Source organism: Kitasatospora sp. NPDC088346 (genome assembly GCF_044740765.1).
In the GTDB taxonomy this organism is placed as follows: Bacteria; Actinomycetota; Actinomycetes; order Streptomycetales; family Streptomycetaceae; genus Kitasatospora.
Genome location: NZ_JBIURH010000005.1, coordinates 34,378 through 57,561 on the forward strand (window position 1 = coordinate 34,378; position 23,184 = coordinate 57,561).

At 75.8% G+C, this 23,184-nt stretch carries 23 protein-coding genes; 4 read left to right on the top strand and 19 right to left on the bottom strand.

Annotated elements, in window-relative coordinates:
• Positions 1-43: 43 nt before the first annotated feature.
• From ACIOFR_RS09510 to ACIOFR_RS09520, 3 genes are all read right to left on the bottom strand, one after another.
• Positions 44-457, bottom strand: a complete 414-nt coding sequence (locus ACIOFR_RS09510; RefSeq protein WP_400994091.1) for a hypothetical protein — start codon at positions 455-457, stop codon at positions 44-46.
• A gap of 188 nt (positions 458-645) precedes the next feature.
• A complete protein-coding gene (locus ACIOFR_RS09515) occupies positions 646-1,179 on the bottom strand; it encodes a hypothetical protein (protein ID WP_400994094.1) in 534 nt (177 codons plus the stop codon).
• Between the two features lie 58 nt (positions 1,180-1,237).
• On the bottom strand, positions 1,238-1,855 hold the full coding sequence (locus tag ACIOFR_RS09520) for a hypothetical protein (RefSeq protein ID WP_400994097.1): 618 nt from the start codon (positions 1,853-1,855) through the stop codon (positions 1,238-1,240).
• Positions 1,856-2,108: 253 nt separating this feature from the next.
• Here ACIOFR_RS09520 and ACIOFR_RS09525 point away from each other — a divergent pair, with 253 nt between their 5' ends.
• The 4 genes from ACIOFR_RS09525 (at position 2,109) to ACIOFR_RS09540 (ending at position 6,547) form a co-directional block, all read left to right on the top strand.
• Positions 2,109-3,194 carry an S-(hydroxymethyl)mycothiol dehydrogenase gene (locus ACIOFR_RS09525; RefSeq protein WP_400994100.1) on the top strand — a complete coding sequence of 362 codons (1,086 nt, stop codon included), beginning with the start codon at positions 2,109-2,111 and terminating at the stop codon, positions 3,192-3,194.
• Entirely contained in the window at positions 3,191-3,823 is a 633-nt protein-coding gene (locus ACIOFR_RS09530; protein ID WP_400994103.1) for an MBL fold metallo-hydrolase, read from the top strand. The genes ACIOFR_RS09525 and ACIOFR_RS09530 overlap by 4 nt, the downstream gene beginning before the upstream one ends.
• A 154-nt stretch (positions 3,824-3,977) precedes the next feature.
• On the top strand, positions 3,978-5,438 hold the full coding sequence (locus tag ACIOFR_RS09535; protein ID WP_400994106.1) for a hypothetical protein: 1,461 nt from the start codon (positions 3,978-3,980) through the stop codon (positions 5,436-5,438).
• Positions 5,435-6,547 carry an ARPP-2 domain-containing protein gene (locus ACIOFR_RS09540; protein WP_400994109.1) on the top strand — a complete coding sequence of 371 codons (1,113 nt, stop codon included), beginning with the start codon at positions 5,435-5,437 and terminating at the stop codon, positions 6,545-6,547. The genes ACIOFR_RS09535 and ACIOFR_RS09540 overlap by 4 nt, the downstream gene beginning before the upstream one ends.
• Positions 6,548-6,557: 10 nt before the next feature.
• Here ACIOFR_RS09540 and ACIOFR_RS09545 read toward each other — a convergent pair whose 3' ends face one another.
• The 16 genes from ACIOFR_RS09545 to ACIOFR_RS09620 form a co-directional block, all read right to left on the bottom strand.
• Positions 6,558-6,977 carry a hypothetical protein gene (locus ACIOFR_RS09545; RefSeq protein ID WP_400994112.1) on the bottom strand — a complete coding sequence of 140 codons (420 nt, stop codon included), beginning with the start codon at positions 6,975-6,977 and terminating at the stop codon, positions 6,558-6,560.
• A gap of 110 nt (positions 6,978-7,087) precedes the next feature.
• Entirely contained in the window at positions 7,088-8,101 is a 1,014-nt protein-coding gene (locus ACIOFR_RS09550; protein WP_400994115.1) for an endo alpha-1,4 polygalactosaminidase, read from the bottom strand.
• Between the two features lie 64 nt (positions 8,102-8,165).
• Complete coding sequence (locus tag ACIOFR_RS09555) at positions 8,166-9,524, bottom strand: sensor histidine kinase (RefSeq protein WP_400994118.1); 1,359 nt, start codon at positions 9,522-9,524, stop codon at positions 8,166-8,168.
• Positions 9,521-10,192, bottom strand: coding sequence for a response regulator transcription factor (locus ACIOFR_RS09560; protein ID WP_400994122.1), 672 nt, complete (start codon positions 10,190-10,192; stop codon positions 9,521-9,523). The genes ACIOFR_RS09555 and ACIOFR_RS09560 overlap by 4 nt, the downstream gene beginning before the upstream one ends.
• A 124-nt stretch (positions 10,193-10,316) precedes the next feature.
• A complete protein-coding gene (locus ACIOFR_RS09565; RefSeq protein ID WP_400994125.1) occupies positions 10,317-11,048 on the bottom strand; it encodes a beta-glucanase in 732 nt (243 codons plus the stop codon).
• Positions 11,049-11,151: 103 nt separating this feature from the next.
• Positions 11,152-12,261 carry an LLM class flavin-dependent oxidoreductase gene (locus tag ACIOFR_RS09570; RefSeq protein WP_400994128.1) on the bottom strand — a complete coding sequence of 370 codons (1,110 nt, stop codon included), beginning with the start codon at positions 12,259-12,261 and terminating at the stop codon, positions 11,152-11,154.
• Complete coding sequence (locus ACIOFR_RS09575) at positions 12,258-12,818, bottom strand: flavin reductase family protein (protein WP_400994131.1); 561 nt, start codon at positions 12,816-12,818, stop codon at positions 12,258-12,260. The genes ACIOFR_RS09570 and ACIOFR_RS09575 overlap by 4 nt, the downstream gene beginning before the upstream one ends.
• Positions 12,815-13,561, bottom strand: coding sequence for an alpha/beta hydrolase (locus ACIOFR_RS09580; RefSeq protein ID WP_400994134.1), 747 nt, complete (start codon positions 13,559-13,561; stop codon positions 12,815-12,817). Before ACIOFR_RS09580 ends, ACIOFR_RS09575 begins: the two co-directional genes overlap by 4 nt.
• The gene (locus tag ACIOFR_RS09585; RefSeq protein WP_400994137.1) at positions 13,558-14,745 is read right to left on the bottom strand and encodes an LLM class flavin-dependent oxidoreductase; all 1,188 of its coding nucleotides are present in this window, start codon (positions 14,743-14,745) and stop codon (positions 13,558-13,560) included. Before ACIOFR_RS09585 ends, ACIOFR_RS09580 begins: the two co-directional genes overlap by 4 nt.
• Before the next feature lie 3 nt (positions 14,746-14,748).
• A complete protein-coding gene (locus tag ACIOFR_RS09590) occupies positions 14,749-15,954 on the bottom strand; it encodes an acyl-CoA dehydrogenase family protein (protein WP_400994140.1) in 1,206 nt (401 codons plus the stop codon).
• A 183-nt stretch (positions 15,955-16,137) separates the two neighbouring features.
• Entirely contained in the window at positions 16,138-17,277 is a 1,140-nt protein-coding gene (locus tag ACIOFR_RS09595; protein ID WP_400994143.1) for an LLM class flavin-dependent oxidoreductase, read from the bottom strand.
• A 33-nt stretch (positions 17,278-17,310) separates the two neighbouring features.
• A complete protein-coding gene (locus tag ACIOFR_RS09600; protein ID WP_400994145.1) occupies positions 17,311-18,318 on the bottom strand; it encodes an ABC transporter ATP-binding protein in 1,008 nt (335 codons plus the stop codon).
• Positions 18,315-19,355 (bottom strand): ABC transporter ATP-binding protein, encoded by a 1,041-nt coding sequence (locus ACIOFR_RS09605; RefSeq protein WP_400994148.1) that lies wholly within the window; start codon positions 19,353-19,355, stop codon positions 18,315-18,317. Before ACIOFR_RS09605 ends, ACIOFR_RS09600 begins: the two co-directional genes overlap by 4 nt.
• Complete coding sequence (locus ACIOFR_RS09610) at positions 19,336-20,283, bottom strand: ABC transporter permease (protein ID WP_400994151.1); 948 nt, start codon at positions 20,281-20,283, stop codon at positions 19,336-19,338. Before ACIOFR_RS09610 ends, ACIOFR_RS09605 begins: the two co-directional genes overlap by 20 nt.
• Positions 20,280-21,323: an ABC transporter permease gene (locus ACIOFR_RS09615; RefSeq protein ID WP_400994153.1), complete on the bottom strand. Its 1,044-nt coding sequence runs from the start codon at positions 21,321-21,323 to the stop codon at positions 20,280-20,282. Before ACIOFR_RS09615 ends, ACIOFR_RS09610 begins: the two co-directional genes overlap by 4 nt.
• Positions 21,320-22,870 (bottom strand): ABC transporter substrate-binding protein, encoded by a 1,551-nt coding sequence (locus ACIOFR_RS09620; RefSeq protein WP_400994155.1) that lies wholly within the window; start codon positions 22,868-22,870, stop codon positions 21,320-21,322. The genes ACIOFR_RS09615 and ACIOFR_RS09620 overlap by 4 nt, the downstream gene beginning before the upstream one ends.
• Between the last annotated feature and the right edge of the window lie 314 nt (positions 22,871-23,184).

Sequence of the window (23,184 nt, forward strand, 5' to 3'; positions counted from 1 at the left end):
CCGAGGTCAGGGTCTCCCACGCCCGCCACCCGGCTCCCGGGGCTCAGGGCCCGCGACGGCCGGCAGCCAGCTCGACGAGGACCCGGAGGACGGCCCGGTCGAGGGTCCGCCGCAGGCCGGCGTGGTCCCGGCTGCCGTGGGGGTGCCAGCTCGTACCGGCCCAGACGAGCGGACCGTCGCACTCATGACACCGTCCGTCCAGCGGGATCCCGCGGCGGAGGGCTCCGCGGACCCGGCGGACCGCAGCGGGGACTGCCGGGTACGGGATGCCCGCGGTCCCGTCCACGAGTTCGCCGGCCAGGCCGAGTTCATCGACGTCCTCGCCGGGATCGGCACGGACGGGCTCCCCGTCCTGGTCGCCGCAGCACTCGACGCCCGGGCAGACGTGGTAGATCTGCGCGCCGGGCGGGTCCCGCTCCTCCGGCCTGCACAGTCTCCTTCGAGGGGGTCTCGTCACGGGCGTCCTCCTGACGCCCCATCATCCCGGGACACCGCCGGGTTGTCCGCCGTTCGGGAGAAGCCACCGGGCGGCCCGGTCCGGCGCGCACCTGCGCGGAACGCCGGATCGCCGCCCAGGACTTCCGGTCACCCGACCGGCGGACCGCCGGCCCGGCCCGGTCCGTCGGCCATCGGGCCGGCCCCGGTTCAGGCCGCCAGCAGCCGGTCGAGCAGCCGGTGGTAGTCCTGCATGGCGAGGCGGAGGCTCTCGGTGTCCGGGGCGCCGTCCTCGGCCGGGGAGTCGTCGGCGCGCAGGTCCCGGCGCTGTTCGGCGACCGCCTCGGCGACCAGGGCGGCGGCCTTCTCGACGAGGGCGTCCGCCTGGCGGCAGGCCTGGCCGGGGTCGTCCACGAAACCGCTCTGCACGACGTGCCACTCGGCCGAGAGCCGTTCCACCCGGTCGGTCGGGAGCCAGCCGGTGCCACCGATCGGGGTGCCGGGGTGCGCGCCGGGGGCGGGATGCGGTTCGCCGGGCAGGACCTGCTGCCCGGCGGCCGCCGGGCGGTGCCGCTCGCCGGGCTCGGCCTGGCGCGGGACGCTCGGCACCGGGCGGCCCTCGGCGGGCCCGCCCCCGTCGCCGCGGGACGGCTCCGCGTGCGGCCGTTCGCCCTCGGGGCGTTCGGCGTGCGGCGGCCGGCCGGGGCCGGCCGCCGCGGGATCGGTGCGCTTGTTCTCGGACATGGTCGTCTCCTCCTCGGGTGTACGGAACGAACGCGCGCGGGTGCGGCCGCGCCGCGGTTCAGCTGGTCCGCGGTTCAGCTGGTCCGCGGCTGAGCTGGTCCGCGGGGGCGGGCGCCTTGCGCAGCGCGGGCCGCGGCGCGCCGGCCGGCTCGGCGACGTCCGTCGCCAGCAGCCGCTGCGTCAGGTCGCGGACGGCCACCAGGGCGCAGCGCAGTTCCTCGGTGCCGACCTGCACGGCCTGGGCGCGTTCCAGGGTGCCGAGCGCCGTGCGGTAGGCCGGCAGTGCGGGGGCGTGGTGGACGGACAGGGCTTCCGGCCGGCCGTCGGCGGGGTAGCCGAGGCGGTCGAGCAGTTCGGTGAGCTGCCGGTCGGCCTCGCCGACGGCCCGGCCCGGGTCGTCGACGAACAGCTCCTGGACCTCGGTCAGCCGCGCGCGTGCGGCCTCCCGCTCGGCGGCGCCCAGCGGGCGCAGCGGCAGCGCCTCGGTCTGCCGGACGCGGGCGGTCAGTTCCCGTTCGGCCGCGCGGACGTCGTCGCCGTGTCCCCGCAGTGCGCGCTCGTACTCGGGGCCGAACCGCTCCCGCAGTCGCCTCGTGCGCAGCTGTGGCAGCACGAGGACGTACCCGGTGGCGGCGATGACCGCGAGGACGGCGATGATGACGATCACCCAGGCCATGCGAACCCTCCTGACGACAGGTCGGCCGGACCCCTGCCCGGCCAGGGCCTCGTCTCACCCCGCAGCCCAGGTTCAAACACCGCGGCCCGACGGATTCGTGCCGCTGGCACTCGGGCGAGCCGGGACAGCGGTAGGTTCGGGAGCGAGCGAGCAGGCCGGACCCACCCGCGCCGCGGTGAACGCCGTGGCGGGTGGCCGAACGACGGACCGGCCGCGTCACGAGCGCGGCCGGCGGACGAAGGGTGTCTGACGGATGGTTCAGCAGGTACAGGGAGTCGTCGCGTTGGAGAAGGGCGCGACGGTGCGGGTGGCGACCGTCAGGGTGCCCGACCCGGGCCCGGGTGAGGCCCTGGTCCAGGTGCAGGCGTGCGGGGTCTGCCACACCGACCTGCACTACCGGGAGGGCGGGATCAACGACGAGTTCCCGTTCCTGCTCGGGCACGAGGCGGCCGGGATCGTCGAGGCGGTCGGTCCGGGTGTCACCGAGGTGGCGCCGGGTGACTTCGTGATCCTCAACTGGCGTGCGGTGTGCGGTCAGTGCCGGGCCTGTCGGCGCGGGCGGCCCTGGTACTGCTTCAACACGCACAACGCCGTGCAGCGGATGACGCTGGCCGACGGCACCGCGCTGTCGCCGGCCCTGGGCATCGGGGCCTTCGCCGAGAAGACCCTGGTGGCGGCCGGGCAGTGCACCAAGGTCGACCCACGGGCGGCGCCGGCGGTGGCGGGCCTGCTGGGCTGCGGGGTGATGGCCGGGCTGGGCGCGGCCGTCAACACCGGTGCGGTGGGGCTGGGCGACACGGTCGCGGTGATCGGCTGCGGCGGGGTCGGCAGTGCCGCCGTGCTCGGCGCGCGGCTGGCCGGTGCCTCGCGGATCATCGCGGTCGACCTGGACGACCGCAAGCTCGCGGGTGCCGCGAAGCTCGGTGCCACCGACACCGTCAACGCCCGCTCCGACGACCCCGTCGAGGCGATCCGGGAGCTGACCGGGGGCAACGGCGCGAACGTGGTGATCGAGGCGGTCGGCCGGCCGGAGACGTACCGGCAGGCGTTCTACGCCCGGGACCTGGCCGGCACCGTGGTGCTGGTCGGGGTGCCGACGCCGGAGATGAAGCTGGAGCTGCCGCTGCTGGACGTGTTCGGCCGGGGCGGCTCGCTGAAGTCCTCGTGGTACGGCGACTGCCTGCCCAGCCGGGACTTCCCGCTGCTGATCGACCTCTATCTCCAGGGCCGTCTGGACCTGGAGGCGTTCGTCAGCGAGACGATCCCGCTGTCCGGGGTCGAGGACGCGTTCACCCGGATGCAAGAGGGTGACGTCCTGCGTTCGGTGGTGGTCCTGTGACCGCGGCGCGGATCGAGCGGGTGGTCACCTCCGGGACCTTCGACCTGGACGGCGGCAGCTGGGAGGTGGACAACAACGTCTGGATCGTCGGCGACGACGAGGAGGCGGTGGTGATCGACCCGGCGCACGACGCCGACGCCATCGCCGCGGCCGTCGGGGCGCGCCGGCTCACCGCGATCGTGTGCACCCACGCCCACAACGACCACATCGGTGCCGGTCCCGCGCTGGCCGCCCGCACCGGTGCGCCGATCCTGCTGCACCCGGACGACACCGCCCTGTGGAAGCAGACCCACCCCGACCGCGATCCCGACGGGCCGCTGGCCGACGGGCAGCGCCTGGCGGTGGCGGGCGTCGAGCTGACCGTGCTGCACACCCCCGGGCACGCCCCGGGTGCGGTCTGCCTGTCCGCACCGGCCCTCGGCACGGTGTTCACCGGCGACACCCTGTTCGCGGGCGGGCCGGGCGCCACCGGGCGGTCCTTCTCGGACTTCCCGACCATCGTCGACTCCATCCGGGACCGGCTGCTGACCCTCCCGCCGGACACCGTGGTGCGCACCGGGCACGGTGACGACACCACGATCGGCGCCGAGGCACCGCACCTGGAGGAGTGGGTCCGCCGGGGCCACTGATTCTCCTTGGAGTTCCCGCGGCCGGGTCTGTTACCGTCTCCGGGCCGGCCGCGGGACTCCGGTGCGACTTCCGGAACCTGCCTCTACCGCAATGATTCGCAGTTCGCGCCCCCATTCCCCGGCCGGCCTTCGCACCCCGGGGGAAGAGGAACCGATGGACTCGTACGGCGACCTGATCGCCGCCGACGACGTGCTGCTGTTCGTGAACGCGGCGATCACCGCCACCGGCCAGCGCGAGTTCCGTTCGGACGCCGCCGAGCAGCGGCTGTCGCTCGACTTCCTGCACGCGTACCTGCTGGGCAACTACCGCGACCTGTACGCGGCGACGCTCGCCCTGGACATCAACGACCACAACGCGGTGCTGATCGTCCGCAACCTGCTGGAGAACGCCGGCGAGGCCACCGCCGCCCAGCGCCGCACCGAGGGCCGGCTGATCGCCCGGCGGCTGTCGCTGCTGCCGCCGCAGCGGGTGTACGGGCTGTTCCGCGCGCTGCGCCGGGCCAGGGTGAACAACCGCCGCACCAGGGCGATCGTACGCGACTGGACCGCGGCCCGCCCGGACCCGGCGTTCGACGCCGTGAAGTACCGCAGTGGTGTCCGCATCGCCCTGCGGCACGCTCATCTCAGGCCCACCACCGACGAGTTGGGGCCGTTCCTGTTCGCTCCGCGGTCCGTGGCGCGGTACCGGACGCCGATCCTGGAGACCTGGCGGCGCGCCCACTACCAGCAGTCGGCGCTGTACGAGCTGCCGTACACCGTCGCCGAGGGCTTCGCGGCGCGCCACGGCGTCCCGCGGGTCGACTTCCTGACCCGGATCGCGCCCCGGCTGACCCGTCTGGAACAGCTGCGCCTCCAGGGTTCGGCGCACGCCGCGGGAGCCGACGCCGTCCGGGCGGACCTGGCCCGGATGCCGCTGACCCGGCTCGCCACGTACGTGCTCGCGCTGCCGCTGGACGAGCGGGCCCGGCGCCGGGACGAGCTGACCGGCGCCCTGCGGGCGGCGGCCGGGCGGGCGGCCGGCGAGCAGCGGGGCCGCTGGGGACGGGTGGCCGCCGTGCTGGACGACAGCTTCTCCAGCTACGGTTCCGGCACCAAGCGCCGCCGGCCGCTGGCCGCCGCCCTGGCCTGCCACTACCTGCTGGAGGCGCTCGCCGGGGAGTACACCGCGCTGTGGACCTCCGGACGGACCGACCCGCTGATGGCCCGTCCCGGCGGTCCGACGCCGCTCGGCCGGCGGATCCTGGACGCGCTGGACACCGCCCCGCAGCGGCTGCTGATCGTCTCCGACGGCTGGGACAACGCTCCGCCCGGGCTGGCCGGCGAGGTGCTGCGGATCTGGCGGACCAGGCTCGATCCGGAGCGCCGCGTCAGCATCGTCCATCTCAATCCGGTCTACGACGCGGACGACTTCGACGTGCGCCGGCTGGCGCCGGGCGTGCCCACGGCCGGGCTGCGGGACGCCGAGGACCTGCCCGCGCTGGTCGAGCTCGCCCAGTTCGCCGAGGGACGGACCGGGCTGGCCGAGCTCACCGCCCACCTCGACGCCCGGATCGACCGCTTCCTCGCCGGGACGCGCAGCACGACCGGACCGACCGATCGGGAGGAGTCGACGTGAGCACGCTCGACCTGACCGGCCTCACCACCCGGCCCGCCCAGGTCTGGGGCGGTGTCCGGCTGGTGCCGCTGGTGCGCGCGGAGCCCGTCGACGGGCTGCGGCTGCACCGCCTCGCACTCGGCGGCGAGGACGGCGAACTCCGCTACGTGCCGCACGGGTTCGTCGCCGACTGGGCTGCGGACGGGACGGTCGCGGCCGCCTACGGCACCCAGCTGGTGCGCTCCGGCGACGGGCCCGCGCAGCGGGTGTCGCTGCACTTCCCCGGCCGCGCCGACCGGCGGCGCGGCCGCTCCCGGGCCCGGTTCCTGCCGCAGCACCTCGCGGTGGACGGCTATCTGGCCCGGCATCTCGGCGGCCCGCCGATCGCCTGGGAGCAGTGGACCCGGCGGGCCGTCCGGCACGGGCTGCCGCCGCGCGCCGAGGAGGCGTACCTGGGTGCCGAGGTGCGCCAACTGGGCGGTGCGCTGCGGGTCTTCGAGCTGCACCCCGGCCAGTGCGGGCTGCTGGTGTACGTCGCCGACGCGCTCGCCGGTGCCTTCGTCGTGCCGCACCCGGACGACTACCGGGCCCTGCATCCGACCCTCGTCCAGGACCTCTTCGGCGAGCTCGTCCACCACTACGCGACGCTGGCGGCGCCGGTGCCGGAGTTCCGCGCCCGGATCGCCGACGCCGGGATCCGCTCGTCGGTCGATCTGCGGGCGGCGGCCGACCGGCAGGAGCGGGAGTGGGCCGCCTTCCACGACGCGTCGCTGGCCGGCGGGCTGCTCGGCGTGGACTACGGCGTGCGCGCCCTGCACCGGATGGGCCGGTTCACGCTCGCCCGGCTGCTGCCGCCGTTCCGGCTCAAGCAGGAGAACCACATCGGCGAGGCGATCACCGACGAGGACGGCCGGATCGCCTACCTGAAGACGTTCCGGCTGTCCGAGAACCAGGTCCGCCGCGGCCACCTGCTCGACCGGCTGGCCGCCCATGACTGGCACCCCGGCCGCACGGCGGCCGAACTCGGCATCACCGAGGCACAGTTGGGCCTGCGCCTGGAGTCGGCCGGTTTCGGATCGATGCTCCGGCAGGACGTTCTGGACGGCTACCGCAAGCGGGCCCAAGGCTGACGGCGGCCACTCAGCCCCCTCCCGCCGCGATCACCATCCGCCGGGAGCACTGCCAGAGCAGCACGTTGAGCAGGACGAAGGCCACGGCGAGCGACGTGGTCCGCAGGCCGCTGCCCAGCACGCTGACGCCGCGCACGATCGAGACCACCACGCCGACCAGCGCCAGCCCCTGGAGTCCGATCCCCCACAGCAGCATCAGGAGCCCGGAGGCGATCACCCCGAGCCCCACCGGCAGGCTGTCGGGGCGGAACAGGAAGCCGACGGAGGTGGTCAGCGCGAGCACCGCGCTGACCACTCCCGCCGCGCCGATCCACTCGCTGAACGGACCGCCCTGGACGGCGAACGCCCCCGCCGCGGCCGCGGTCGCGACGGCCATCGCCCCGTACGTCCAGGTGACGGCCGCGCTCCCGGGGATGACGTGCACGGTCACGGGCGGCCTCCGTACGGCGAGGGCGGACAGTACCGTGTTCACGCTAGCTGACGGCAGGCGTTTCTGACAGAGGGTCAGCTGAGGAGAGGTCCCTCTGCGACTGCGCCGCGTCAGCAGGTCCTGAAGACGTGCCCCGCCGTGCCGGCCGGCCGGACGTCCCGGTCGCGCTGGACGACCGAGAGCGTCCCGCCGAAGGCCTTGCAGGTCTTGGCGAAGTCCGCGGCACCGTACTCGATCACGAAGACCCGGTTCTGGTACGCCGACGCGAAACCGCCGCACTCGTCGTAGTGCCCGCACTCCTCGGAGACCGCGAAGTCGAAGCCGATCGCCGCCCGCTGCGCGGTCAGGTCGGTGGTGTTCTTCTGGCCGATCGCCAGACCGTCGGCGTGCGCCCGGGCGGCCAGCAGCTTTGCGAACGCGGCGTTGTGGGACTTGTCGAGGCGGCCGCCGGAGCGCTCGTAGGAGTCCAGGTTGTCCGGCTCGACCGCCTGGTAGCCCTTGGCGGCGCAGTCGTCGATCCAGCCGCCGACGACACCCGCCAACTGGGTGCGCTTGTCCGCCGTGGAGACGTCGAGCAGCGCCTCGCCCCAGTCCTCGTCCATCACCGGACGGCCCTGGGCGTCACGCAGCAGCAGCGCCGGGTGGTTGCTCTCCCACCACCCGGTGGCGTCCGGCTGGGCCTGGAAGGCGTTGACGTAGCAGACGTTGTAGAGCCCGGCGGCGGGCGGGGCGCTGCGGTCGCGGGAGACCGCGCCGACACCGGCCGACGGCTGGTAGGGGCCGCCGATCTGGTAGTCGAATCCGACGTGCGGGGTGGGCGGCACCACCTTCCGGGCACCGGTCTGCGCGGCGTCGGCGGAGGGCGCCGGGGCGCCGGTGGCCGGGCCCGGGGACGCCGTGGGGGGCAGCGGGTTCGGGCTCGCCGGGTTGGCTGTCACCGTGCCCGGCATGGCCGGGCCGGGCCGGTGACCGCCGTGCGAGGGCTTCGCGACGGGCCTGCCCGGCCGGGTGCCGGCCGAGGCGTCGGACATCGCGAAGCCGACCCCGCCGGCGGTGACCACACCGACGGCCAGGGCGGCCAGGACGGCCTTGCGACGCAGGACGGGGGAAGCGTGTCGGCGCACGTGCACTCCTGGAGAGGACGACCTGCCGGCGGCTGCCGGCACCTCGGTCATCCTTCCGGGACGGTCATGAGGAATCCGTGAGGACGCCCGGCCGCGGCTCCTGCGCCCACCGCCCACGCCGCCACCCGCGCCGCCATCCGGATCGCCGCGCCCGCGGCGCGGCCAGTTCGAGCGCGAAGACCGCCCCGCCGCCCTCCCGCGCCCCGGCCCGGCCGCCGTGCGCCCGGGCGACCCAGTGCACCAGGGACAGCCCGATCCCCGTCCCACCGCCGGGCGAGTGGAACCGGTCGAAGACGCCGGCGAGTTCGGCCGGGTCGACACCCGGGCCCCGGTCGGCCACCGACACCTCGGCCCCGGCGACCCGGACGGTCAGGTCGGCGACCCCGGTACCGGGCGTGACCCCGTGGCGCACCGCGTTGTCCAGCAGGTTGCGCACCGCCAGCCGGACCAGCCCCGGGTCCACGGCCGCCACGGCCGGTTCGGACTCGATGCGCAGCCGGTACGGCGGCTCGGCGGGGAGGTCCGCGCAGACCGCCTCCACCAGTTGGTCCAGCCGGACGGGCTCGCGCCGCGGCAGGTCGGCGCCGGCCTGGAGGCGGGCGCGCACCAGCAGGTTCTCGATCACGTCGGCCATCCGGTCGGAGGCCCGGCGCAGCCTCGGCAGGTGTTCCGGCAGCGCGGCCAGGCCGGACTCCACCAGGTCGACCGCGCCCCGCATCACCGCGACCGGGGTACGCAGCTCGTGCGCGGCGTCGGCCAGCAGCCGTTCCTGCTGCTCCAGCGCCCGCCAGGCGGGCCGCAGGCTGCGGCCGCTCAAGGCGTGCCCGGCGGCCGCGCCGACCGCGGCGAACGCGGCGCAGCCGAGGGCGAGGGTGACGGCCAGGCGGTGCCGTTCGGCGGAGCCGCGATCCGGGTCGCCGACCACCACGACCGCGCCGGCCTGCCGCTCGGTGCCGTCCTCGTAGAAGGGGACGGCGAGCAGGTACACCGGGTGGCCGGTGTCGTCGGCGCCGTCGGCGGTGGCGGTGTCGTCCTCCGCCAGGGCCCGGTCGGCGGTCGCCGCCAGCCGGGCCGGGTCGACCGGGAAGCGCGCCTTGCGGCTGCTGAAGACCGGCCGGTAGCGCTCCGCGGTGCCCACCTGCCGCAGCAGCACGGCGACCTGGGGGTTGCCGGTGGTGGCCTCGTCGTCCTGCAGTCCGTCGAGCTGGAGCCGCCCGTCCTGGTAGTAGATCAGGGAGGCGGTCACGGCGGCCCGCCGGCGCATCTCGTCGTACTCCCCGGACCGGCCCGAGCGGGCGTCGGTGCGGATCAGCAGGAAGGAGAGCGCGGCCAGCCCGATCACGATGATGCCGGTGTAGGCGGCGGTCAGCCGGAGCCTGAGCCGGGAGAGGTTGCGGCGGGCCTGGGCGGCCGGGCGGCTCACCGGGCCGGGGCCTCGGTGAGCCGGAAGCCCTGCCCCCAGACCGTGTGGATCAGCGGCGGGCCGCCGAGCTTGCGGCGCAGCCCGGCCACCACCGCCTCGACCACGTTGGAGGAGGGCTCGGCGAACTCGTCCCAGCAGTGGCTGAACAGCTCGCCCTTGGTGACGACCCGGTCGGTGCCGGCCAGCAGGTGGTGCAGCACGGCGAGTTCCTTGGGGCTGAGCGAGAGCAGCACCCCGGCCCGCCGGACCTCGCGGCGGGCCAGGTCGAGTTCGAGGTCGGCGCAGCGCAGGAAGACCGGGGTGCGCTGCTGTGCGCGGCGGGCCAGGCTGCGGACCCGCATCACCAGTTCGGGCAGGGCGAACGGTTTCACCAGGTAGTCGTCGGCGCCGGACTCGAAGCCGGCCAGCCGGTCGTCCAGGGTGTGCAGCGCGGTGAGGCAGAGCACGGGGAGGGACCAGCCCCGGCGGCGGCGGTCCTGCAGCTCGTCCAGGCTGTCGCCGTGCGGGAGCAGGCGGTCCAGCACGACGCAGGCGTAGGCGTTGCGGGCGAGGAGTTCGTCGGCGGTGGGCCAGTCGCCGGCCTGGTCGACGAAGAAGCCGGCCTCGCGCAGTCCGGATCCGATGATCGCCCGGAGGTCGGGTTCGTCCTCCACGAGCAGCACGCGCATCGGGCACCTTCCGGTCGGGCGGCGCCCGGGGCGACGGGCGGGGCGCGGACCGGGCGGGAGGAAGGTGCCATCCTAGACATGCCTCCCGCCGGTCCCTCCCCCGCACCCGTCGGCCCGCGCGCGGTCAGCGCAGCACCTCCAGGCTGTGGCAGGTCCAGGCGAGGCGGTCCGGCCCGGAGGAGCTCGGGCGGGCGTGGTACGTCCCGTCGGCGACCGAGAGGTTGACGATCAGGTAGGCGTGCCAGGACGGCCCGACCCCGCGGCGGTCGGAGTAGACCAGCCGGTCGCCGACGTACCAGTCGACCGACCGGGAGCCGAACTCGGTGCGCAGCGTGGTGGTCGAGCCCGGGGCGACCTGCCCGGGCGGCCCGAGCCAGTAGCGGTAGCCGCCGCGGACGTGGTTGGACAGCTCCAGGGTGTTGGGGTTGTCCGGGTGGTACTCGAAGACGTCGATCTCGTTGCCGCCGGCGCGCCAGGTCCAGATCGCGGGCCAGGCGCCGAGGCCGGTGGGCAGGGTGACCTCGGCCCGCAGGGCGTCCCCGGTGCGCAGTTGGAAGCCGTCGGGGCTGCCCTCGGTGGTCAGCAGGTCGCAGTCCCACAGGTCGCCGGCGCCCCGCCGGGTGGCGGCGAAGGTGCCGCCCTCGATCCGCCGCGGGGTCAGGTAGTCGAGCTTGTGGTCGCCCCGGTTGGTGGGGCCCATGCCCGGATAGGCGCTGCTGCGCCCGGCCACCCATTGACGGGTGGACGTGAAGTCGGCGGTGAAGACCGTGCGACGGATGTCGACGGCCAGTTCCGGACGCTCCTGCGGACTCCGACGTCGCTCCCACCAGGACACAGCTGTACGCCACCAGGTCACCACGGCATTCTCCTGACCCTCCGACCGGACGGAACGATTCCGCTCGCGTCCCTCCTGTGGAGTACCCGGCCGGACGCACTGTATGCGAATCCGTGACGGCCCGTTAGCGCTCCGTGACGGGGTGCCGCCACAGGCCCCGGGCGGCGAGCTCCGGCAGGACGCCCTCGCCGACCCGGTACGCCTCCTCCAGGTGCGGGACGCCGGACAGGACGAACTCGTCGACGCCCAGCGCGTGGTACTCCTCGATCCGGTCGGCCACCTCGCGGTGGCTGCCGACGAGGGCCGTTCCGGCGCCGCCCCGGACGAGCCCGATCCCGGCCCAGAGGTTCGGTGAGACCTCCAGCCGGTCGGTGGCGCCGCCGTGCAGCTCCCGCATCCGGCGCTGCCCCTCCGACTCGCTGCGCGCCAGCGCCTCCTGGGTCCGCCGGACCCGCTCCGGGTCCATGCCGGCGAGCAGTCGACCGGCCTCCGCCCAGGCCTCGGCGGAGCTGTCCCGGGTGATGGTGTGCAGCCGGATGCCGAACCGCGGGGTGCGGCCGTGGGCGGCGGCCGCCGCCCGGATCCGCGCGATCTTCCCGGCGACCTGCCCGGGCGGCTCGCCCCAGGTCAGGTAGACGTCCGCGTGGCGGGCGGCGACCCGTTCGGCGGCGGCCGAGGAGCCGCCGAAGTACACCTCCGGGACGGGCTCCGGCAGCCGGGTCAACTCGGCTCCCTCGACGCGCAGATGGGCACCGTGGTGGTCGACCCGCTCGCCGCGCCAGAGCCGGCCGGTGATGTCCAGGAACTCGTCGGTCCGGGCGTAGCGGCCGTCCTTGTCGAGGAAGTCGCCGTAGGCGCGCTGTTCCGCGGACTCCCCTCCGGTGACCACGTTGAGCAGCAGCCGGCCGTGCGACTGGTTCTGGTAGCTGGTGGCCATCTGGGCGGCCAGGGTGGGGCTGAGCTGGCCCGGGCGGAAGGCGACCAGGAACTTCAGCCGCTCGGTGACCCGGGTCAGCATCGCGGTGGTCAGCCAGGCGTCCTCGCACCAGGCCCCGGTCGGGGTGAGCGCCCCGGCGAAGCCCAACTGCTCGGCGCTGCGGGCGATCTGGCCCAGGTACTCGACGGTCGGCGGCCGGTCCGCGCCGGCCGTGCCGGGGGTGGACCCGTGCCCGCCGCCCACCACGTGCCGGCTGTCGCCGGTGGTGGGCAGGAACCAGTGCGCGGTGAGGGTCATCCCCGGTCCGCCCCGGCCGGGCTGAAACCGCCGAAACCGCCGTCGTGGTACAGCAGCGGCGCGCCCTCGTCGGCGCCGGCGGCGAGGACCTCGCCGACCACCAGCAGGTGGTCGCCGACCGGCTGGAACAGCACCGGGCGGGCCGTCAGCCAGGCGGCCACACCGTCCAGCAGCGGGGTGCCGTGCTCGCCCGGCTGCCAGGACGTGCCGGCGAACCGGTCGATGCCGCTGCGGGCGAACCGCCGGGCCAGTTCCTCCTGGTCCCGGCCGAGCAGGTGGACGGTGAACGCGTCGGCGGCCCGGACGGCCGGCGCGGCGGAGGCGGTGGCGGACAGGTAGAAGGAGACCAGTGCGGGATCCAGGCTCACCGAGGTGAACGAGGTCGCCGTGAACCCGGCCGGGCCCGGGACGGTGATCACGGTGACGCCGGTGGCGTGCCGCCGCAGGGTGCGGCGGAGCAGATCGGCCGGCGGCGCGGTGCGGGTGGCGGCGGTGCCGGTGGTGCGGGTGGCGGCGGGCCGGGTGGCGGCGGTGGGGCGGTCGTCGACGGCGGTCACGGTCGGGTTCCTTCCTCGGCGGCGGGCACTTCGGTCAGCAGGTGCGGCAGGTGCGGGCCGATGCGCAGGCGCTCCAGCCACTGGACGATCCGCGCGGCGACGCTCCGGTGGGTGACGTCGTTGAGCACGTCGTGCAGCCCGTCGGTGACCAGCACCAGCCGGGCGCGGGGCAGCCGGGCGGCGAGCCGGCGGGCGGCGGCGGGCGGCGCCACCGGGTCGGCGGCGCCGTGCAGCAGCAGGACCGGCAGGTCCGGGGCGGCGGCCGCAGCGGCCGCCGCCAGTTCGCCGGGCACCTCCTGGGCCAGCCGGCCGGCCCGGAAGCCCGGATCCTCCGCCAGCAGGCCCCGGTGGACCGGGCAGGCGGTGCGGGCGGCCAGTTCGTCCGTCCAGTCGCAGGCCGTGCCCGGGCTCCCGCCGTCCACCGGGACGGCGGCGAGCAGCAGGGCGTCGGGCCGGGTGGCCGCGGCCGCGGCCAGCGCGAGCAGCGCGCCGGTGTCGGATCCGGCCAGCACCAACGGCCCCGGGTCGGCCCGGGCGGCGGCGACCCGCTCGGCCAGGGCGTCGGCGGTGGCGAGGGCGTGCACGCTGTAGCCGTCGAAGGCCAGGCGGCGCCCGAACCGGGCGTACACGCCGGGGTGTTCGCCCCGGCCGGGGAGCAGCAGGACGGTCCCGCGCCGGGTGACGCCGGCGGCCGGGTGCCAGGTCTCGGCGGGGCGCAGCGGGGTGGGGGCGGTCGCGCTCACCGGCCGGCGCCCACGGCGTCGGCGGCGCGGGAGGCGTCCTCGGCGGCGCGGGAGGCCCCGGCGGCCTCGGCGGCGCGGTCGGCGGCCAGGCGCGCGGCGTCGCGCCGGGCGACCTCCTGACGGACCAGCGGGAGGACCTCGCGCCCGTAGTCGAGGGCGTCGTCGAGCGGGTCGTAGCCGCGGATGAGCAGGGTGGTGACGCCGAGGTCGACGTAGTCCAGCAGGGCCTGGGCGACCGTCTCGGGGGTGCCGACCAGGGCGGTGGAGTTGCCGGCGGCGCCGGTCGCGGCGGCGGGGGCGGTCCACAGCGCGCGGTCGTGCCGGTCGGCCTTGGCGGCGGCGGCCAGCAGGCGCTGGGAGCCGACGTTCTGCGGCGCGGCGCCGGGGCCGGTGGGCAGGATCGCGCGCCGGCCGCCGAAGGCGTCGGCCCTCGCGCGGATGGTGTCCAGGATGCCGTGCGCGCGCTCCCAGGCCTCGTCCTCGGTGCGGCCGAGGATCGGCCGGAAGGAGACGCTGGTGCCGGGCTGCTCGACCCGCCCGACGGCCGCGGCGGCGGCGCGCACGGAGGCGATCTGCTGGGCCGTCTCGGCCAGCGGTTCGCCCCACAGGGCGAAGGTGTCGGCGTGCTTTCCGCCGACCCGGTAGGCGGCCTCGGAGGAGCCGCCGAAGAACACCGGGATCCGGCCGACCGGGCGGACCTCGGACCGGAAGTCGGCGAACCGGTAGTACGGCCCGTCGTGGTCGAACGGCGCGTCGGCCGTCCAGGCCTTGGCGAGCACGGTGAGGTAGTCGTCGGAGCGGGCGTAGCGCTCGTCCTTGCCGAGGTAGTCGCCGTCGCGGCGCTGTTCGGCGTCGTGGCCGCCGGTGATGATGTGGACGGCGACCCGGCCGCCGGAGAACTGGTCGAGGGTGGCGAGGGTGCGGGCGGCCAGGGTCGGCGCGATGAAGCCGGGGCGGTGGGCGATCAGCAGGCCGAGCCGCTCGGTGTGGGCGGCGGCGTACGCGGCGACCTGGAGCGGGTCGGGGCTGGCGGAGGAGTGGGCGACCAGGATCCGGTCGAAGCCGGCCTCCTCGTGGGCCTGGGCGAAGCGGCGGGTGTAGTCGCGGTCGACGACCGGGCCGGTGGCGGGGCGGGTCTCCGAGACGTCCTGGGTGGAGATCATTCCGATGAACTCGACGGGCATGGTTCAGTGGCCTTTCGGGGCGGAGGGGTCGGGCGCGCCGCGGTCGAGGGCGGCGCCGCCGAGGGCGAGCAGGACGGAGTCGTCCTGCGGGGTGTGCACCCGGCTGCAGAGCACGTCCCTGAGGTGGCGCTGGAGCGGGTGGTGGCGGGTGAGTCCGTGGTTGCCGACGAGGGCGACGGCCTGCTGGACGGCGTCGATCGCCGCCCGGGTGCCGAGCAGCTTGGCGCCGGCGGACTCCCGGGCGGCGCCGGGCTCCCCGGCGTCCACGGCGGCGGCCAGCGCGGCGACCAGGCGTTCGGCGCCGCCGAGGGCGATCTCGATCTCGCCGACGGCGCTCCGGAAACGCGGCAGGGTGGCGAGCGGCGCGCCGAGCGCGGTCGGGGTGCGCTCGTGCAGGAAGCCGGTCAGCCAGTGCTGGGCGGCGCGGGCCACCCCGAGGTACAGGGCGGTGAGGCCGAGGGAGTTCCAGGCGCCGGCGACCGGGTCGCGGCCGCCGTCCGCGCCGGGGGCGGTGAGCCGGGCGACGTGGTCGAGCGGGACGGGCACCTCGTCGAGCAGGACGTCGTCGCTGCGGCTGGCGCGCAGGCCGAGGTGGTCCCAGGTCGCCTCGACGGTGATCCCGGGCCGGTCGGACCGGACCGGGAAGAATCCGACCCGGGGTACGAGCTCGTCGGTGCGGGCCCAGACCAGCAGCCAGCGCAGCGCGGGGGCGCCGGTGGAGAAGATCTTGCGACCGGTCAGCTCCCAGTGGTCGCCGCGCCGCCGGGCGACGGTGGCGGGCAGCCCGCCGCGGACGGGGGAACCGAGGTCGGGTTCCACCCGCAACGCGTTGACCAGGGTGGGCCGTCGGGCGGACTCCGCGAGCAGGTCGGCCAGCGGTTCGGCGGGCCAGTGCGGGTCCCGGGCCTGCGCCGCGTGGGTGAACAGGGTCATCGCGGTGACCAGGGCGACGGCGGGATCGCCGGCGCCGAGGGCGCGCAGGATCCGTACGGTGTCGGTGAGGCCGGCTCCGGCACCACCGTGCCGGGGGTGCACGGTGGCCGTCAACAGGCCTGCGGAGTGGACGAGTTCGATGCCGTCGGACGGGAAGGCGGCGTCCCGGTCGTGGTCGGCGGCGCGGGCGGCCAGGGCGGCGGTCAGCTCGGGCAGCCGGGCCAGGTCGGGCGGGGCCAGGGCCGGAGCGGCCGGGGCGGGCGGGGCCTGGGTCATGCAGCGATCTCCCGTGGTTGCGGTGGGGCCTGCGGTACGCACGCGATACAACTGAGCTGACTGCCGGAGGAGCATCCTCCTCCTCAGCTGACGGCACGTCATCACATCTGTCAGGGCCGGATCAGGAACGGCGGAGCATCGCGCAGGGTGACCGGCGGCCGTTCGCCGCCGGACCGCCCCCGGTCACGGCCGGCCGGCCCCGGCGAGCTCACCGGCGTCGGCCTGCTCGCGGACCAGGCGGACGAGTTCGCCGTAGTCGCGGGCGTCGGCCAGCGGGTCGAAGCCGCGGATCAGCAGGGTGGAGACGCCGAGCGCGGTGTAGTCCAGCAGCGATTCCGCGACCTGCTCGAAGGAGCCCACCAGTGCGGTGGAGTTGCCGGCCGCGCCGGTGGCCTTGGCGATGGCCGTCCACAGCCGCTTGTCGTGCACCTCGGCCCGGTCGGCGAACTCCAGCAGCCGCCGCGAGCCGTGCTGGGCGGCGTGATCCAGGTCGAAGGCCTTCCTGAACTCGCCCGCACGCTCCTTGGTGAGCCGCAGGATCTCCTCGGCGCGCTGCCAGGCCTCGGCCTCGGTGGCGGCCGGGATCGGGCGCAGGCTGACACTGAACCGGGGGTCGCGGCCGTGCGGGGCGGCCGCCTCCCGGACCTCGCGGATCCGGGCCGCGATGCCGGCCAGCGGCTCGCCCCAGAAGGCGTACACGTCGGCGTGCCGGCCGCCGACCCGGACGGCGTCGGGCGAGGCGCCGCCGAAGTAGACCGGGATCGGCCGGGCCGGGCGCACGGCCGACCAGCCACCGCGGACGGTGTAGAACTCCCCGCCGTGGTCGAAGGGTTCGGCCGACTCCCAGCTCTTCCTGACCACCTGGAGGAAGTCGTCGGTGCGGCGGTAGCGGGTGGGTTTGTCGCTGAGGTCGCCGTCCCTCGCCTGGTCGGCGTCGTCGCCACCGGTGATCACGTGCAGGGCGATCCGGCCGGGGTGGAAGGCGTCCAGGGTGGCGTACTTGCGGGCGGCGAGGGTCGGCGCGACGAAGCCGGGGCGGTGCGCGAGCAGCACGCCGAGCCGCGCGGTGTGGGTGAGGATCTGGTCGGCGACGGTGAAGCCGTCCGGGCTGGCGGAGGAGTGCGCGACCAGGACCCGGTCGAAGCCGGCCTGCTCGTGGGCGTCGGCCAGCGCCTTGAGGTAGCCGGGCTGGACGGCCGGACCGGCCGGGTCCCCGACCTCGCGACGGGGGCGGGCGGCGGCCGGGGAGGGCGTGCCGGGGGCTGCGCCGGTCTCGCTGAGGGGCTGGGTGGCGGCGATGCCGATGAACTCGACGGCTGACATGGAACGGCTCCAGGAGGCGGGGTCGGCAGGGGATCAGCGGGGTCGGCGGGTGCGCCAGTCGGGCGCGTGGTGGCAGGCGGCGCTGTGGCCGGGGCCGTGCGGCCGGCTCGCCGGGAGGGCGGCGCAGTCGGCGTCCGCGAACGGGCAGCGGTGGGCGAACACGCAGGCCGCGCCGGGCGGGGAGGCCTGCGCCGGGGTGCGCAGCAGGGCGAGGTCGGCCCGGCGCCGCCGGTCGAGGCCGGGAGCGGAGGCCGCGAGCAGCGCGCTGTACGGGTGCAGCGGCCGGTCCAGAACGGGTTCGGCGGGGCCCTGTTCGACCAGCCGGCCGCGGTACAGGACGGCGATCCGGTCGGCGATCCCGGCCAGCGAGTCGAGGTCGTGCGAGATGACCACGATCGCGAGGTCGAGCTCGCGGCGGAGCCGGTCCAGCAGCCGCAGGACGTGGTTGCGGTTGGAGGCGTCCAGGGCGCTGACCGGTTCGTCGGCGAGCAGCAGCCGGGGCCGGGTGACGATCGCGCGGGCCAGGGCGACGCGCTGGCGCTGACCTCCGGAGAGCCGCCCGGGGGTGCGGTCGGCCAGCGCGCGGTCGAGCCCGACCCGGTCGAGCGCGGCGAGCACCTCCGGCTCCCGACCCTGCCGGGCCACCCCCGCCACCGCGAGCGGCTCGCCGATGAGTTGACGGACCGTCAGGTCTGGGTCCAGGGAGCGCAGCGGGTCCTGGAACATGTACTGGACGAGGCCGCCGCGCCGGGCCTCGCGCAGCGCCCGGCCGCGCAGGGCGGTGCGGTCGTGCCCGTCGACGGTGATCCGCCCCTCGACCACCGGGGCGAGCCCGACGACCGCCCGGGCCAGGGTGGTCTTGCCGGAACCGGTCTCACCGATCACGCCGAGGATCTCACCGGCCCGGGCGTCCAGGTCGACCCCGGTCAGCACCCGGGCGCCGGCGCCGTACGAGACGCCGAGGCCGCTGATCCGCAGCAGGGGCTCGCCCGGCGCGGGGGCCGTGCCGGTGCGGGCGGGCAGGTCGGTGGTGAGGGTCATGCGGGCACCTCCGTTCGGTCGGTGGCTCCTTGCAGGGCGAGTTCGGCGGCGCGCAGGCAGCGGACCAGGCGTCCGTCGGGGCCGGCCGGCCGCAGCGGGACCGGGCCCGTGGTGCAGGCGTCGGTCGCGTAGGTGCAGCGGTCGGCGAACCGGCAGCCGGGCCCGGCGGCGCCGGCCTCGGGCGGGCGGCCGGGGATGACGGCGAGCTCGCGCCGGTGGCGGTCGCCGAGCGCGGCGACCTTCAGCAGCGCCTCGGTGTAGGGGTGCGCCGGGGCGGCCACCACCTCGGCGGTCGGGCCGTCCTCGACGATCTCGCCCGCGTAGCAGACCAGGATCCGGTCGCAGACCTCGGCGACCACCGCGAGGTCGTGGGTGACCAGCAGCAGGGCCAGGCCGCGGGCGGTGCGCAGGCGGTCGAGCAGGTCCAGCACCTCGGCCTGCACCACGGTGTCCAGGGCGGTGGTCGCCTCGTCGGCGATCAGCAGGTCCGGCTCGCCGCTGACCGCGATCGCGATCAGGACGCGCTGGAGCATGCCGCCGGACAGCTCGTGCGGGTAGCGGTCGTGCACCAGCTCGGGGCGGTGCAGGCCGACCGAGGCGAACAGTTCCACGGCCCGGGCGCGGGCGTCGGCACGGCTCAGGCCGAGTCTGGTCCGCAGAGGTTCGGCGAGCTGGCGGCCGACCGTGAGCGCGGGGTTGAGGTACGAGCCGGGGTCCTGGAAGACGGCGCCGAGCCGGCTGCCGCGGATCCCCTGCCACTGGCGGTCGGTCAGTGCGGTGAGCGCGGTGCCGCCGAGGGCGATCCGGCCGGCCGCGATCCCCACCCCGGGGGCGGGCAGGCCGAGCACGGACCGGCAGATGAGGGTCTTCCCGCTGCCCGACTCGCCGACCAGGCCGACGGCCTCGCCGGGGTGGACGGTGAAGGACACGTCCCGGACGGCCTCGGCGCGGCCGTGCCCGACCGTGATGTGCAGGCCCTCGACGGTGAGCGCGGGGCGACCGGGCGTGGTGCGGCGCTCAGCGGGTGAGGGACTCATCGGCGCTCTCCTTCCGGGCGGTGTCCGGTGCGGCGGCAGTGTCCGGGACGGCGGCGGTGTCCGGGACGGCGGCGGGGGCGCCCGCTGCGGCACGGTCGGCCCCGCCGGCACGGTCGCCCGGTTCGGCGTCGCGGACGGCGTCGGCGAGCAGGTTGAGGGCGCCGACCGTGAGCATGATCAGGACGGCGGGCAGGGCCGGCGCCCACGGCTGCTGGGCGAGGAAGCCGAGGTCACTGGCGAGCATGCCGCCCCAGGTCGGGGCGGGCGGCTGGACGCCGATGCCGAGGAAGGTCAGCGAGGAGACCGCGAGCAGGCTGGTGGCCAGTGCGTGCGCGGTGGTGACGGCGACGGTCGGCAGCACCTTGCGCCAGATGTGGACGCGCAGGATCCAGCTCCGGGAGGCGCCCATCAGCTCGGCGGCCTCCACGTACTGGGCGCGGTCCAGGCCGAGTGCGGCGGCCCGGGTGACCCGGAAGAACAGGGGTGCCAGCAGCACCCCGAGGGCCAGCATGGCCTGGTGCAGGCCGTTGCCGAGCACCCCGACGGCGGCGATCGCGAACAGCGTGAACGGCAGCGTCATCAGCGCGTCCACCGCGCGCAGCGAGATCCAGGTGAAGGCCGCCGTGAACCGTACCGACGCCAGCCCCGGCAGCACACCGAGCACCAGGGCCGCGCCGACCGCCTCGACCGCCGTGAGCACGGACAGGCCGGTGCCGGCCAGCAGGCGGCTGAGCACGTCCCGGCCCAGGTAGTCGGTGCCCAGCAGGTGGGCGGCGCCGGGGCCCTGGAGGATCCGGGCGGTGTCCTGGGCGAGCGGGTCGAGCGGGGCCAGCCGGTCGCCGAACAGGGCGAGCAGGGCGACGGCGGCGAGCACCGCGAGGGCGGCCCGGGCGATCGGTACCCGGACGGTGGAGCGCAGGATGTTCATCGCCCGCCGCCCTCCCCTGCCGGTCCCGAACGGCCTCGCCGGGCCGCGGGGTTGAGCGCGAGGAGCCCGGCGTCGACGGCCAGGTTGGCGATCAGCACCACCGCGACGGTGACCAGCAGGGTGCCCTGGATCACCGGGACGTCGTGCTGCTCGGCGGCGCGCAGCGAGAGCTGGGCGATCCCGGGCAGGTTGAAGATCCGCTCGGTGACGACGGCCCCGCCGATCAGCATCGGCACGCTCATCCCGAGCACCGTGACGGCGGGCCCGGCGGCGTTGCGCAGGACGTGGCCGAAGAGCACCCGGCGCCCGGACAGGCCCCGCATCACCGCGCCGGTGGCGTAGTTCTCGCGCAGCGCTCCGACCAGCGAGGTGCGCAGCTGGCGGGCGATCCCGGCGGCGGCGTCCAGGCTGAGCGCGAGGGCCGGCAGCAGGGCGAACCGCAGCCACTGGCCGGGGTCGCGGCCGAACGGCACGTACCCCCCGGACGGCAGCAGCCGCAGCTGGACGGCGACCAGGGTGATCAGTCCGATGGCGATCACGAAGGCCGGCAGGGTGCCCAGCACGGTGCAGACGGCGGTGACCGCGCGGTCGGTGCGCCCGCCGTTGCTGAGCGCGGCGGCGATCCCGGCCGCCCCGCCGAGCAGCACGGCGAGGACCAGGGCGAGTCCGGCGACGGAGAGGTCGACGGGCAGGGCGGCGGTGATGGAGTCGGCGACCGGGACGGTGGTGAACCAGGAGCGTCCGAGGTCGCCGCCGAGCGCGTGACCCAGCCAGCTGCCGTACTGCTCGGGCAGCGGGCGGTCCAGGCCGAACTCGTGGTCGAGCCGGGCGATGTCGGCCGGGGTGGCGGTCTCGCCGAGGACGGCGGCCGCCGGGTTGGCGTCGGAGACCGCGCCGAGCCCGAAGGTCAGCAGTGAGGAGAGCAGGAACACGGTGACGGTCCCGGCCAGCACCCGGCCGGCCGCCCGGGGCGCCCGGGCGGCCCGCCGGGCGAGCGGACCCGCCACGGCGATCCGTCCGGGCGCGAGTACGGCGCTCACGACGCGGTCACTCCCTCGAAGCGCTGCACCACGGTGAACGAGGGGATGGTGGAGACCGAGCGGCGCCGGGCGAGCAGCCGCGGCACGCTGTAGAGGAAGACGTTGGGCATGGTGCGGACGGCGACCGCGGTGGCGGCCTGGAGCGCCGCGGGGTAGTCGGGCGAGTCCAGCGGCGTCCGGGAGACCTTCTCGACGGCCTCCTTGAGCTCCGGCGGCGTGGTGCGCCCCGGGTTCATCAGGCCCTGCTCGCCGAACAGCACCTGGAAGGCCTGCGGGGCGGAGTCCCGGCCGGCGAACTGGTCGGTGAACAGCGCCTTGGAGTGCTGGATGTAGACGATCTGGGTGGCCTGGGCCGCCGGGATCACCTCGATGGTGGTGCGGATGCCGACCTCCTTCAGCTGCGCCTGGAGCTGCTCGGGCAGGCCCTGGGCGGCGGAGGTGGTGATGGTCAGCTCGACGCCGTCGGCGTGGCCGGCCCTGGCGAGCAGGGCGCGGGCCCGGTCCGGGTCGTGGCGGAACAGGTCCTCCGACCCGGGGTCGTGGCCGACGTAACCCTTGGGGAAGGGCTGGTAGTTGACCTCGCCGTAGCCGAACAGCTGGGTCTTCACCAGGGCTTCGCGGTCGATGGCGTACTTCAGCGCCTCGACCACGTCGGGGTTGTCGAACGGCGCCTTGGTGGTGTTGACGTCGAGCACCGCCACCACCAGCGAGGGGATCACCTGGACGTCGAGCCCGGCGGCCTTGGCGGCGGCGACCTGGCTGCCGGGGATCTGCGCGACGTCGAACTGCCCGGACTGCAGCCCGGCGACCACGGTGGCGGCGTCCGGTGTCGGGTAGAGCTCGAAGTTCTCCAGCTTGATCGAGGCCGCGTCCCAGTAGGCGGGGTTGCGGCGCAGCACGGCCTTGGTGTTGAGGGTGTACGAGGTGAGGGTGAACGGGCCGGCGCCGGCCGGCTGGGTGGCCAGGGCGGTCGGGTCGGCCTCGAAGGCCTTCGGGTTGACGATCATGCCGGTCTTGCCGGCCAGCAGGTTGGGGATCTGGTAGTCGGGCTGGGTGAGCTGCAGGACGACGGTGGCCGGGTCGGGCGCGGTGACCTCCTTGACGTGCACCAGCTGCGGGGCGACCAGCGACTTGGGGTCGGTGCGGCCGCGGTCCAGGCTCTTCTTGACGGCGGTGGCGTCCAGCGGGCTGCCGTCGCCGAAGGTGAGGCCGGGCCGGAGCCGGAAGGTGACCGAGGTGCCGTCCGCGGTGTACGTCCAGCCGGTGGCCAGGGCCGGGACGGCCGCGCCCTGCTCGTCGAGCTTGGTGAGGCCGGCGTAGACCAGGGAGAGGCTGTGCACGTCCCAGCCGGCCGAGGAGAACACCGGGTCCCAGGAGGTGGGCAGGGCCCAGCCCCACCGGAGGGTTCCGCCCGTGCCGCCGGCCCCGGCGGCCGACGGGCCGGTGTCGCCGCAGGCGGCGAGCACGAGCGAGGCTCCGGCGCCGAGGCCGAGGCCCAGGAAGGAGCGTCTGGCCAGCGTCGAACGGCCTTCGGACAGTGCGTTCATGAGTGAGCGTCACCTTTCGGGGACGCGCCCCGGCCACCCCCGGACCGGGCGGTCCGCGGGACGGCGCACAGGGCGCGGCGTCGGCGTGCGCCGACGGTTCAGGGCGTGGGGAGGCGGGCGGCCGGCTCGGATCCGAGGGGAGAGCACGGCCACCGGTCGGGGCGGAAGGCGGGCCGGCCCGCAGGGCGGGCGGCAGCGGGCCCGTCGGGCCGCACGGCGGCGGGGACGGGCGGGGCGGTCGGGCCGCCCGAGGGGGGACGCTCAGCGACAGAGGTCGCTGCTGGTGCGCCGGAGATCCACGTAGCGGCACACCA